The 12,392-nt window shown below is 74.5% G+C and carries 10 protein-coding genes; 7 read left to right on the forward strand and 3 right to left on the reverse strand.

Features of this window, described 5'->3' with window-relative positions; translation table 11 throughout:
• The first annotated feature begins 26 nt into the window (after nucleotides 1-26).
• Nucleotides 27-1,649 (forward strand): DUF2079 domain-containing protein, encoded by a 1,623-nt coding sequence (locus tag ACZ47G_RS18450; RefSeq protein ID WP_465743860.1) that lies wholly within the window; start codon nucleotides 27-29, stop codon nucleotides 1,647-1,649.
• Here ACZ47G_RS18450 and ACZ47G_RS18455 read toward each other — a convergent pair.
• The 3 genes from ACZ47G_RS18455 to ACZ47G_RS18465 all read right to left on the reverse strand — a co-directional run bounded on the left by ACZ47G_RS18455 (nucleotide 1,639) and on the right by ACZ47G_RS18465 (nucleotide 4,328).
• On the reverse strand, nucleotides 1,639-2,073 hold the full coding sequence (locus ACZ47G_RS18455) for a universal stress protein (RefSeq protein ID WP_465743862.1): 435 nt from the start codon (nucleotides 2,071-2,073) through the stop codon (nucleotides 1,639-1,641). The two genes, ACZ47G_RS18450 and ACZ47G_RS18455, sit on opposite strands and share 11 nt — an antisense overlap.
• A 66-nt stretch (nucleotides 2,074-2,139) precedes the next feature.
• Nucleotides 2,140-3,003: a peptidase gene (locus ACZ47G_RS18460; protein WP_465743864.1), complete on the reverse strand. Its 864-nt coding sequence runs from the start codon at nucleotides 3,001-3,003 to the stop codon at nucleotides 2,140-2,142.
• 2 nt (nucleotides 3,004-3,005) lie between these two features.
• A complete protein-coding gene (locus ACZ47G_RS18465; RefSeq protein WP_465743866.1) occupies nucleotides 3,006-4,328 on the reverse strand; it encodes a VWA domain-containing protein in 1,323 nt (440 codons plus the stop codon).
• Between the two features lie 174 nt (nucleotides 4,329-4,502).
• Between ACZ47G_RS18465 and ACZ47G_RS18470 the strand changes: the two genes are divergently transcribed.
• The 6 genes from ACZ47G_RS18470 (at nucleotide 4,503) to ACZ47G_RS18495 (ending at nucleotide 12,353) form a co-directional block, all read left to right on the forward strand.
• Nucleotides 4,503-5,348, forward strand: coding sequence for an ATP-binding cassette domain-containing protein (locus ACZ47G_RS18470; protein ID WP_465743868.1), 846 nt, complete (start codon nucleotides 4,503-4,505; stop codon nucleotides 5,346-5,348).
• Nucleotides 5,345-6,028, forward strand: a complete 684-nt coding sequence (locus tag ACZ47G_RS18475; RefSeq protein ID WP_465743870.1) for an ABC transporter — start codon at nucleotides 5,345-5,347, stop codon at nucleotides 6,026-6,028. Before ACZ47G_RS18470 ends, ACZ47G_RS18475 begins: the two co-directional genes overlap by 4 nt.
• Before the next feature lie 169 nt (nucleotides 6,029-6,197).
• Nucleotides 6,198-7,529 carry an FtsW/RodA/SpoVE family cell cycle protein gene (locus tag ACZ47G_RS18480; protein ID WP_465743872.1) on the forward strand — a complete coding sequence of 444 codons (1,332 nt, stop codon included), beginning with the start codon at nucleotides 6,198-6,200 and terminating at the stop codon, nucleotides 7,527-7,529.
• Complete coding sequence (locus ACZ47G_RS18485) at nucleotides 7,529-9,067, forward strand: penicillin-binding transpeptidase domain-containing protein (protein WP_465743874.1); 1,539 nt, start codon at nucleotides 7,529-7,531, stop codon at nucleotides 9,065-9,067. The genes ACZ47G_RS18480 and ACZ47G_RS18485 overlap by 1 nt, the downstream gene beginning before the upstream one ends.
• An 84-nt stretch (nucleotides 9,068-9,151) precedes the next feature.
• On the forward strand, nucleotides 9,152-10,804 hold the full coding sequence (locus ACZ47G_RS18490; protein ID WP_465743876.1) for an APC family permease: 1,653 nt from the start codon (nucleotides 9,152-9,154) through the stop codon (nucleotides 10,802-10,804).
• Nucleotides 10,805-10,943: 139 nt separating this feature from the next.
• On the forward strand, nucleotides 10,944-12,353 hold the full coding sequence (locus ACZ47G_RS18495; protein WP_465743878.1) for a glycosyltransferase 87 family protein: 1,410 nt from the start codon (nucleotides 10,944-10,946) through the stop codon (nucleotides 12,351-12,353).
• Nucleotides 12,354-12,392: the final 39 nt, after the last annotated feature.

Raw genomic sequence — 12,392 nt, forward strand, 5'->3', positions numbered from 1 at the left:
CGGACCAGAGACGGACCAGAGCCGACGTGACCACCCAGACCGCGATCCCGCCGACGCCCCGGGCCGCCGTACCCGCCGCCGCCCGCAGGGCCGCGACCGTCCTGGGCACGCCCGCCCGGCGCACCCTGCTGCTCAGCCTGCTGTGCTTCGCGGTGATGTGCGCCATCGGCATGCAGGGCTGGGCCTCCGTCTCGCTCGGCGGCTTCGACCTCGGCATCTTCGACCAGGGCATACGCGGCTACGCCCACTTCGGGCTGCCGGTCTCCACGCTGAAGTCCTACCACCACGAGTTCCCGCCCGGGTTCTCGCTGCTCGGTGACCACTTCTCCCCGGTGCTGGCGCTGCTCGCGCCGCTGTACTGGATCTGGGACGACCCGCGCTCGCTGATCATCGGACAGGCGCTGCTGTTCGCGCTCGGGGTGCCGCTGATCCGGCGGATCGCCGCGCACTCCTTCGCCGCCGCCGAGCCGCGCACCGCCCGCCGGGCCGCCGACCTGGCCGGGCTGACCTACGCGCTCGGCTGGCCGCTGCTGGTCGCCTCCCGGGTCGGCTTCCACGAGGTGGCCTTCGCCGTCCCGCTGATTCTCCTGATGCTGGAGCGCGGCCAGGCCCGCCGCTACGGCACGGTGCTGCTCGCCGCGGTGCTGCTGTGCTGCACCAAGGAGGACCTGGGCCTGCTGGTCGGCGCGTACGGGCTGGTGCTGCTGCTGCGCACCCGGCGCACCGCGGACCGCGCCGGGCGCTTCACCGGGATCGGCCTGCTGCTGGGCGGGCCGGTCGCCGCCGCGGTGGCGATCAAGTGGCTGATCCCGGCGATGGGCGGGGAGCCGGGCTACTACTGGAACTACGACACCCTCGGCAAGGACGGCGGCCAGGCGGTCACCAACCTGCTGCACGACCCGTTCCTGCTGGTGCAGACCGCCTTCGACCAGCCGCTGAAGCCGCTGCTGCTGCTCTGGCTGTTCGGCACCCTGTTCCTGCTGCCGCTGCGCTCCGCCACCGTGCTGTGCATGCTGCCGCTGCTGGCCGAGCGGATCCTCTCCAGCAACCCCAACCACTGGTCGATCGCCCGGCACTACGACTCGATGCTCTGGCCCGTCCTGCTGACCGCCACCCTCGAGGTGCTGGGGCGGCTGAGCAGCGCCGAGCGGCCCGAGCGGACCCGGCGGCGGGCCCGGCTGCTGGGCCTGGGCGCGGTCGGGGTGGCGCTGGTGGCGGCGGTGCCGATCGGGCTGCTGCAGCTGGCGGTGCCGTCCTCCTGGGAGCCCAGGGCGAGCGAGGCCGCGCTGGTCCGGGCGGCCGCGCTGATCCCGGACGGCGCCTCGGTGGAGGCCGACAACCAGATCGCGCCGCGGCTGACCGCCCGGACCGACGTGGTGCTGGTGGACGGCACGCCGCGGGGCCGCGACTACGTGCTGACCCGCTCCGACAAGCGGTCCTTCCCGTTCAAGACGGACAAGGAGCAGGCCGAGCGGATCCAGCTGCTGCTGGCGCACGGCTACCGGCAGATCTGGGCCCAGGACGGGGTGGTGCTGCTGCACCGCGAGGGCGACCAGCCGGTGCCCGGCGAGCACGTGCCGGGGCCGGGCAGCAAGCCGGTCCAGGACGAGGTGCCGTCCGACGTGGGGCACAACCTGTTCAAGGGCTGAGCCCGGCCGCGCGCACGATGACCACCGGGCAGGGCGCGTGCCACAGGCAGTACTGGGCGACGGTGCCCAGCGGGGCGTCCGGCGGGGTGCCGTGGCCGCGGTTGCCGAGGACCAGCAGGGCGGCGCCGGCGGCGGCGGTGACCAGGGCGGGGCCCGGTGGCCCGGCCGTGAGGCGGCGGCGCAGCGGGCGGGCGCAGTCGGCCGCCGTCTCGGCGAGGATCTCGGCGGCGCGGCGCTCCGGCTCGAAGCCGTCCAGGGCGGGCGGGACGAGACCGTGCTCGCCGAACAGGCAGGGGAAGTCCCAGACCGCCACCGCCTCCAGCGGGCCGCCGGTGAGGCCGGCCAGCCGGGCCGCCCACCGGGCGGCGGCGCGGGCGGGGGCGGAGCCGTCCACGCCGACCACGATCCGGCCGCGCGGCTGCATGCTTCGAGCGTAGACATGCCGGAGGGCCGGCCGGAAGGTGTCCGGCCGGCCCTCGGGCGGGCGGGGTTACGGGCGCTCGGCGTAGTGGTCGTGCTGGGAGCCCTGGGGTGGCACGGCGCCGTGGTGGCCGGGGCGTCGGCCGCGCGGGTGGCGGGTCAGGTGGTAGCCGAGGACGCCGGCCAGGGCGGCCAGGAAGCCGCCGCCGATGGTCCAGTACCAGCGGCTGTTCCAGCCGGAGAACCAGCCGGTGTACCAGTGCTCCTTCTCCGCGACCGGGGCCGCGGCCTTGGCCGTACTGGCGCCTCCGCCGACCGGCGGGACCAGCGGGGCCTTGAGCTCGCCGCCCTCGGGCTGGGCGTTGTCGGCGTTGCCCTTGGCGGCGACGTGCAGCTGGGCGGTGGCGGCCAGGCCGAGGTCGGGCTGCGGGGCGTCGGTGACCGACAGTCGGACGTAGTAGGTGCCGGGCAGCGGGTCGCCGGACCACGGCTCGGCCCAGGTGCGGACCTCGCGCAGGGTGCAGTTCAGCGCCACGCTGGTGGCGCTCTGGTCGCCGGTGGCGTTCTGGGTGCCGGCGGTGCAGGCCTGGCGGCGGCGCAGCCCGTCGAAGACCTCGACGCTCCAGGTCTGCGGGCCGTGCCGGTCGGCGGCCGGGGCCAGGTTGACGGTCAGGCTGACCGTCGGGGTCTGGCCCTCGGAGGCGCCGAACGCCCAGTACAGGTAGTCGCCGGTAGAGGCGGCGACGTCGGCGTCCTGGCCGGGGGAGAGGTTGACCGCCGTCAGGAAGGAGGTGCCGGCCTTGGTGGCCGGGGCCGGGGTGCCGCTCGCGGTCGCCGTGGGGGACGGCGAGGCGGCGGAGGCGGCCGGGGTGCCCAGCGCGAGGGCGGGCAGCAGGGCGAGGGCGGCGAGGGCGCCGCGGATCGTCGTACGCATGATCAGTTCTCCCGCCAGACGGCGATCCGCCAGCGCGCGATCCAGCCGGAGACCAGGCCGAAGACCAGGCCGGCCAGGGTGAGGGTGAGCAGCAGGATCCAGCCGCGGCCGAGGCCCATCGCGGCGCCCTCGGGGGCGGGCGAGGCGGAGGCGAGGTCCACGGTCAGCTCCAGCGGCATGCCGGGGTCGGCCTGGACGCCGGACTGGGGGGCCAGCGAGTTGCTGACGACCAGGCAGACGGCGGTGTCCGGCTTGTCCTTGGCCGAGGCGGTCGGGCTCGCGGTGACGTAGCCCTGGGAGTCGGCGGTGGACCAGCGCAGGCCGGTGGAGATGACGTCGGTGCGGTTGCTGCCGGCGTCGGTGCCGCGGACCAGCTCCTGGCCGGTGGCGCTGGTGGCCTGGAGCAGGACGCCGTAGTCCCGGGCCACCGCGCGGTCGAGGCCCACGCTGACCGAGGCGCGCAGCTCCTGGCCGGCCTTGACCGGGACCTTGTAGACGCGGTGCTCGGAGAACTTCTCCCGGTCGCTGTAGACGCCGGGGGTGAGCACCGGGGCGCTCTCGCACTTGTCGGTGCCGGCGGTCTTGACCGGGTTGACGGTGTAGGTGTCGTTGGAGCGGTCGACCAGCTGCTTCACCTTGTCGGTGAGCTGCTGCGGGGTGCGGACGTCGGTGTAGGTGCCGCCGGTCGCGTTGGCGATGCAGAGCAGCTGCTGGCGGGTCTTGTCGTCGTGGGCCAGGCCGAGGGTGTCGACCACCAGGTGGATGCCCTGGGCGGCGAGCTCGCGGGCCACGTCGCACGGGTCGGGCGGGGTGCAGGTGTCCTCGCCGTCGGTGATCAGCACGATCCGGCGGGTGGCGTCGCCCTTGCCGAGGTCCTGGGCCGCGCCGCGCAGGGCCAGGCCCATCGGGGTCCAGCCGGTGGGGCGCAGGGTGGCGACCGCGGTCTTGGCCTCCACCTTGTTGGTCCTGCCGACCGGGAAGAGCTGCTTGGTGTCCTGGCAGCCGACGTTCTTGTCGTTGCCGGGGTAGGTGGCGCCGAGGGTGCGGATGCCGAACTCGGTCTCCGCGGGCAGGGCGTCGATCACCTCGTTCAGCGACTGCTGGGCCACCGAGATGCGGCTCTTGCCCTGGATGTCGGCGATGTTCATGGAGCCGCTGACGTCCAGGATCAGATCGACCTTGGGGGCCTCCTTCGGTGCGGATGAGGCGCCGGCTGAGGGTTCGTCGGCTTGGGCGGGCAGGCCGAGGAGCAGCGAGGCGCCCGTTATCGCCAGGGCGGCCAGCAGGCTGCCGAGCCTGGTTTTCGGTCGTCGTCCGGTATTCACCCGGCCGATCCTAGGGATCATCAGTTCGTCAAGGCCAAACGGGACCGGACGGTGCCCCCACCTGCCCCGGCGTGAACTCCGGCGCGTGGCCGGGGGATTGCGCGACGCGATGCTCACGGCGGCCTTACCCGCGGTGGATAGCCTTCGGGGGGACCGGATGGAGGCGGGGCGCGGATGGAGCTGGCCGGGGTCGGCAAGCGGTACGGGCGGAGCGGGCGGTGGATCCTGCGGGACGTCCGGCTGGCCGTCGGGCCGGGGGAGCTGGTGCGGATCGCCGGGGCGAACGGGAGCGGCAAGTCGACCCTGCTGCGGCTGGCGGCCGGGATCGAGCGGCCGAGCACCGGCCGGGTGGTGCGGCCCGGGGCCGCGGCGTACGTGCCGGAGCGCTTCCCGCCGGCGCTGCCCTTCGATGCCGCGTCGTACCTGCTGCGGGTGGGCCGGGTGCACGGGCTGTCGGCGGAGGCGGCGCGGCGGCGTTCCGGGGAGTGGCTGGACCGGTTCGGCATCGCGGACCGGGCGGGCACCCCGCTGAGCCGGCTGTCCAAGGGGACCTGCCAGAAGGTCGCGGTGGCGCAGGCGCTGATCGCCGAGGCCCGGGTGCTGCTGCTGGACGAGGCCTGGACCGGGCTCGACCCGCGGGCCCGGGCGGTGCTGGACGACGCGGCCGCCGAGCGGGCGGCGGCGGGCGGCACGGTGCTGTTCGTGGACCACGACCCGGCCCGGCTGGCCGGGCGGACCAGCGCGGCGTACCGGGTCGGCCCGGGCGGCGGCCTGCAACCGGCCGAGGAGCCGGTGGCGGTGGACCGGGGCGGGCCGGTGATGGAGATCGAGCTGGACCTCCCGGACGGCGCCCCGCTGCCGGAGCGGCTGCCCGGCGCGCCGGAGCCGACCCCGCTGGGCGGGACGGCGGTGCGGCTGGCGGTGCCGGCCGCGCACTCGGACGCGCTGCTGCGAGCCCTGCTGGTGAGCCGTCCGGCGGTGCGGGTGCTGGCGGTGCGTCGTCGGGAGGTGGCCCGGTGAGGCAGGTCGGGGCGCTGACCCGGTACCACCTGGAGCTGCTGGTGCGCTCGCACGCCTGGCTGCCGCCGTTCCTGGCGTTCGCGCTGGTGCTGGTGATCGGGGTGACGCCGGGGGACCCGCTGCTGGGCGGGCTGGGCTTCGGCGCGGGGCTGCTGGTGCCGGTGAGCGCCTGGTTCGTGCGCAGCGCGCTGACCGCGGAGCCGCCGGCCTCGCGGGCCTGCCTGGTCGCGGTGGCGGGCCCGGCGCGGGTGCACCTGGGGGCGCTGCTGGCGGCGCTGACGGCGGCTCTGCTGCTGGCGGTGGGGGAGGTGGCGGCGCTGTGGTGGACCAGCGGGGCGGTGGCGAACCCGGGGGCGGGGCAGGACCCGGGCGTCGGCCGGGCGCTGCCGGCCGGGCTGGCGACCTCGGTGGTGTGCGCGCTGCTGGGGGTGCTGGCCGGGGCGCTGGGCAACCGCCCGGTGCTGGTCCGCTCGCCGTACGGCATCCTGGCGGCGCTCGGGCTGGCCGCGGCGGCGCTGGTGGTGCCGGTCTCGCCGGCCAACGCGGCGGTGCGCGGGCTGGTGGCGGCGGCCCGGACCGGGCGGCTCGCCGTGCCCTGGGGCGAACTGCTGCTCTCCCTCGTCCTGGCGGCCGCGGTCGGGGCCGGGGTGGCGGCGCTGGCCGGGCGGCGGCCGGAGTGAGGGCCCGGTAGGGGTGGAAGCGGCAATGGCGGACACACCGTGACGAACAGCAGATACCTGGGGACAACGCTCGTTAGGGTGACGAACCGGGGTGCCGGTGCCCGGACCCGGTCGGCCCCTTCGACTCCCGCCTCCCCTCCCAGGACGGTCCGTGGCGACACCCTCCGCCGTGACGAGATCCGCCGCCCGGCCCGCCCGGCCGGTGCCCACCAGGCGCACCACCGAGCTGGTGCTGGTGCTGACCGCCGTCCTGGCCGCCGTGTTCGGCTACGTCGAGGTCGGCGTCGACCTGGACGGCGAGGCGCCCGCCGACGCCGCCCAGTACGGGGCCGCGCTCGGTGTGCTGGCCCTGGCGGCGCACGGCGTGATCCGGTGGCGGGCCCGGTACGCGGACCCGCTGCTGCTGCCGATCGCGGTGCTGCTCAACGGGATCGGGCTGGTGGTGATCTACCGCCTCGACCGGGCCACCCCGGGCCGGGAGGCCGCCTCCACCCAGCTGCTCTGGTCGGCCCTGGGGGTGGCGCTGTTCACCGCCGTGGTGCTGCTGCTGCGCGACCACCGGCGGCTGCGCCGCTACGCCCACGTCGGGGCGCTGCTGGCGCTGGTCCTGCTGGTGGTGCCGATCCTGTTCCCGCCGGTGTACGGCTCCCAGATCTGGATCGTCGTCGGGCCGCTGTCCTTCCAACCGGGGGAGTTCGCCAAGATCCTGCTGGCCGTCTTCTTCGCGGCCTACCTGGCGGTGCACCGGGACGCGCTGGCGCTCACCGGCCGCCGGGTCTGGCGCTGGCAGCTGCCGCGCGGGCGGGTGCTCGGGCCGGTGCTGATGATCTGGGCGGCCTTCGTCGGGGTGCTGGTGTTGGAGACCGACCTCGGGACGGCCCTGCTGTACTTCGGCCTGTTCGTGGTGATGCTCTACGTGGCCACCGCGCGCACCGGCTGGATCGCGATCGGGCTGGGGCTGGCGGCGGTCGGCGCGGTGACGGTGGGCTGGCTCTCGCCGCACGTGCACAGCCGGGTGGTGGACTGGCTGGACCCACTGGGCTCGATCACGGCCGGCCGGGGCGCCAACCAGATCGCCCAGTCGCTGTTCGCCTTCGCCTGGGGCGGCGAGCTGGGCACCGGGCTGGGCAACGGGCACTCGGTGCTGATCGGTTTCGCCGCCAAGTCGGACTTCATCCTCGCCACCATCGGTGAGGAGCTCGGCCTGACCGGGCTGACCGCGGTGTTCCTGCTGTACGCGGTGCTGGTCTCGCGCGGCTTCCGGACCGGCATCGCGCTGCGCGACCCGTTCGGGCGGCTGCTGGCGATCGGGCTGGCGGCGATCGTCGGGCTGCAGGTGTTCGTGGTGGCGGGCGGGGTGCTCGCGCTGATCCCGCTGACCGGGATGACCATGCCGTTCATCGCCCAGGGCGGCTCCTCGGTGGTCACCAACTGGATCATCGTGGCGCTGTTGGTGCGGATGAGCGACGACGCCCGGCGGCCCGCTCCGGAGGGGGTGTGATGGCCCGGAACCGGCCCGGAGGAGTCCGGCCCGGAGGGGTCCGGCCCGGCGGCAACGGCCCGCAGGGGCTGCCCGGGATCTCGGTCACCGGGCGGCGGGCGGCCACCTTCTGCCTGCTGCTGGTCGGGGCGCTGTGCGTGCAGGCCACCCGGGTGCAGGTGTTCGAGGCCGACGGCCTGGACCGCAACCAGGCCAACCAGCGGCTCACCGTCGAGCGGTACGCCCAGCCGCGCGGCGACATCCTGGTCGGCGGCCAGGCGGTGACCGGCTCCCGCCCGACCGGCGGCCGGTACGCGTACAAGCGCGGTTACGCCGACGGCCCGACCTACGCCGCCGTCACCGGCTTCGCCTCCCAGGCGTACGGCAACAGCCAGTTGGAGGGCATCGAGGACGACCTGCTGACCGGCACCGACGGGCGGCTGAGCGGCTGGTCGCTCTGGGACGCGGTCTCCCGTCGGCGCGACCCCGGCGGGGACGTGTACACCACGATCGACCGGGCGGCCCAGCAGGCCGCGATGCGCGGGCTCGGCGACCAGAAGGGCGCGGTGGCCGCGATCGAGCCGGCCACCGGGCGGATCCTGGCGCTGGCCAGCACCCCCTCGTACGACCCGGGCTCCTTCGCCGGGTCCGCCGGCGCCGACCAGACGGCCTGGAACCGGCTGCAGGAGGACACCGACCAGCCGATGCTCAACCGGGCGCTGCGCCAGACCTACCCCCCGGGCTCGACCTTCAAGGTGGTCACCGCGGCCGCGGCGCTGTCGGCCGGGGTGGTCACCGACCCGGACGCGCCCACCGCCGCGCCCTTCCCGTACGTGCTGCCCGGGACGACCACGCCGCTGGTCAACGACAGCGCGGCCTGCGACCGGCCGGGGCTCTCGCTGGACACGGCGATGACCGTCAGCTGCAACAGCGTGCTGGGCTACCTGGGGGTGCGCAGCGGGCTGTCCGAGCTGGTGGCGACGGCCGAGGGCTTCGGCTTCAACGACCCGAGACTGGACGTGCCGGTGCGCCCGGCCCGCTCCAACGTGGACACCGCGATGGACCCGTCCCAGCTGGCGCTCTCCTCGATCGGGCAGTTCGACACCGCGGCCACCCCGCTGGTGATGGCGATGGTCGCGGCCGGGATCGCCAACGACGGGACGGTGATGCGGCCGCAGCTGGTGGACCGGCTGACCAGGAGCGACGGCACCGAGGTGGAGCGGATGAAGCCGGCCGTGTACCGGCGGGCGCTGACCCCGGCGGTGGCCGGGCAGGTGCGGCGGCTGATGACCGACGTGGTGGAGAAGGGCACCGGCGGCAACGCCCGGATCGACGGGGCGGTGGTCGGCGGCAAGACCGGCACCGCCCAGCACGGGGTGGACAACAGCGGGACGCCGTACGCCTGGTTCATCGCCTGGGCCAAGCCGGCCGGTTCGGACGCGGTGCCGCCGGTGGCGGTGGCCGTGGTGGTCGCGGACAGTGACGCCACGGATGTCACCGGTGGCGCGCTGGCCGCTCCGATCGCCCGGGCGGTGCTGCGGGCGGTGCTCGGCCGCTGAGGCCAATCGGGCGGGCTGAGCTGGACGTTCAAGTGGAACGGCCGGAGGTGCGACGGGTGCGAAGTGTCCGGTTTGTTATGTCTGATGTGCCGATTCGTACAATGCGCCGATCGGTATTGTTTGTTTGCGACACTGGTGTCTTCGCGGGGTACTGTCCCATGTTTGTTCGGTTGGTCCCCGAAGACACCCCCCGGTGCCACGGGTGACCGGCCCCTAGGACACCCTCCCCCGCCTAGAAGGACCGCCGTTTTGGCCAGCAACACCCTTGGTGCACGTCTGCTGCGACGCAAGCCCGTCGCGACCCTGATCGCGGAGAGTGAGGGCCACGGCCTCCCGGCCGGCGCCCCCGAGGAGGGCGGACGCTCCGGCATCCACCTGCGCCGCTCGATCGGCCTCTGGCAGCTGTCCGCGATCGGCATCGGCGCCACCATCGGCACCGGCATCTTCTTCGTGCTCAGCACCGCGGTGCCGGACGCCGGGCCGGCCGTCATCCTGTCCTTCGTGATCGCCGCCGTCACCGCCGGGCTCACCGCGCTCTGCTACGCCGAGATGGCCTCCGCGATCCCGGTCTCCGGCTCCTCGTACTCCTACGCGTACGCCACCCTCGGCGAGGGCGTCGCCTTCGGCGTCGGCATCTGCCTGCTGATGGAGTACGGCGTCTCCGCCTCCGCGATCGCGGTCAGCTGGGCCGAGTACCTGAACAAGTTCCTCGACCTGTCCTTCGGGGTCAAGATCCCCGAGCAGCTGTCCGGCGCGCCGGACGCCACCCACTGGTTCAACCTGCCGGCGCTGCTGCTGGTCGCGATGATCTGCTTCCTGCTGGTCCGCGGCGTCAGCGAGTCGGTGAAGGTCAACGCGGCCATGGTCGGGATCAAGATCGTCATCCTGCTGCTGTTCGTCGGCATCGCGCTCACCGGCTTCCGGTCCGGCAACCTGACCCCGTTCATGCCGCTGGGCATCGGCGGCGTGCAGATGGCCGCCTCCAGCATCTTCTTCTCCTTCATCGGCCTGGACGCGGTGTCCACCGCCGGCGAGGAGGTCAAGGACCCGCGCCGCACCATGCCGATGGCGATCATCATCTCGCTGGTCGTGGTGACCCTGCTCTACATCCTGGTCGCCCTGGCCGGCATCGGCGCCCAGCCCTGGCAGGACTTCAAGGGCCAGGAGGCCGGGCTCGCCCAGATCCTGCAGGACATCACCGGCCAGAGCTGGCCCGCGATGCTCTTCGCGGTCGGCGCGATCATCTCGATCTTCAGCGTCACCCTGGTGGTGATCTACGGCCAGACCCGCATCCTGTACTCGATGGGCCGCGACGGCATGCTGCCCAAGCGCTTCGCCGCACTCTCCCCGCGCACCGGCACCCCGGTCTGGAACACCCTGGTGGTCGGGGTCGGCGTGGGCGCGCTGGCCGCGTTCATCCCGCTGAACGTGCTCGCCGACATCACCAGCCTGGGCACCCTGATCGCCTTCTCGGTGGTCTCGATCGGCGTGATCGTCCTGCGCCGCACCCAGCCCGACCTGCCGCGCGGCTTCAAGGTCCCCGGCTACCCGGTCATCCCGCTGATCAGCATCGGCTTCTGCGTCTACCTGATCACCGGCCTGCACGCCGACACCTTCCGGGCCGGGGCGATCGCCCTCGGTGTCGCCGTGGTCGTCTACTTCGGCTACAGCATCAAGCACTCCCGGCTGGAGCGGGCCGGACAGCAGGGCGTCCCGGCCGACAGCAGCGCCGGCTGACCGGTCGGCCGACCGGCCGTTACCCAATCGTGAAGGGCCGCCGCCCGGTACGACACCCGGCGGCCCTACGCGCGTAGCGTGCCGAACGGGGCCCGAGGCGATGGCGACAGGGCCCGGTTGGCCGCCATAACCTTCCACCATGGTGAGCACCCGCACGCCCGGCTTCTCCCGCCCGCGCGGCCGCTTCACCGGCCGCGCCAGAACGCCGGCCCCGACCATCAGCACCGAACTCCCGGCCAGACCCGGGCCACCGGCGAGGGGCGCCACGCCCCGTCCGTTCCCCCGACAGCGTGGTGAGAGCACCTTCCCGCCCACGCTCGATCGGTGGAATCCCGCCCGGCTCGCCTCGCTGCGCTGGGTGCAGCTGCTCGGCTGTCTGATCGCGGCCGGCTGGGCCGCGGCCTTCCCGCTCGTCTCCGACCTGGCCAACCAGCGGCTGTGGGGTCTCGTCGCGGCCCCCGCCTACGTGGTGGCCGGGCTGCTCTGCCTCACCCTGCCGCGCCGCTTCGCGGCCGAGGCCGCCGCCGTGGTCGCCCTGCTCGGGGCCGTCCTGGCGCCGCTCGGACTGCTCGCCGTCACCGGCCGCCACCAGTCCGAGGTCATGGTGGTCGAACGCTCGGCCCACCTGCTGCTCACCACCGGTGACGTCTACCTCCCGCACCCGGTGGTGGTCACCGACTACAACCCGTACCTCCCGGCGATGTCCCTGTTCGGACTGCCCCGCCAGCTGCTCGGCAGCTCCACCGCCTTCGCCCGGGTCGCCGGGGACGCCCGGATCTGGTTCGCCCTCACCTTCGTCGTCTGCCTGCTGGCCGCCTGGCGGCTGCTGCGGCCCTCCAGGGACCGCGCCCCGCTGCTGCCGCTGGCCGTCCTCACCGCCTCGCCACTGATAGCGCTCGCCCTGGTGGTCGGCGGGGTCGACCTGCCGCTGATCGGGGTCTGCTGCCTGGCCATGGCGCTCGCCGAGCGGGACCGCACGGTCGCCGCCGGACTGGTGCTCGCCCTCGCCTGCAGCCTCAAGTGGACCGCCTGGCCGGCCCTGCCGGTGGCCGTCCTGCTGCTGTGGCGGCTGTACGGCCGTCGGCCCGCCGCCCGCACCGCGCTGATCGGGGTCGGGGTGAGCGCGGCGGTGCTGCTGCCGTCCGTGCTGACCCAGCCGCAGGCGCTGCGCGACCAGGTGGTGCGCTTCCCGCTCGGGATGACCGCGATCCGCACCCCGGCCGGCAGCCCGCTGCCCGGCAAGGTGCTGGCCGGCTTCGGGCCGACCGGGCACACCGTCTCGCTGGCGCTGATGACCATGGCCCTGGTCGGGGTGGCGATCTGGCTGCTGGCCCGGCCGCCGGTCTCCGCGATCGCCGCCGCCGACCTGCTGGCCGCCGGGCTCGCGATCGCCTTCACGCTCGCCCCGGCCGGGCGGTTCGGGTACCTGGCGCTGCCGGCCGTGCTGGTGATCTGGCCCCGGCTGGCCGCCCGGCGCTGGACCAGCCGCCGCCCGGTGCCGCCGAGGCCCGCGCCGGACGCGCCGGAACCGGCCCTGCCGAGGGGCTGAGCCGGGCCGGGGACGCGGGGGGCCCGCTCCGCCGGGTCG

Source organism: Kitasatospora sp. NPDC030952, assembly GCF_055571335.1.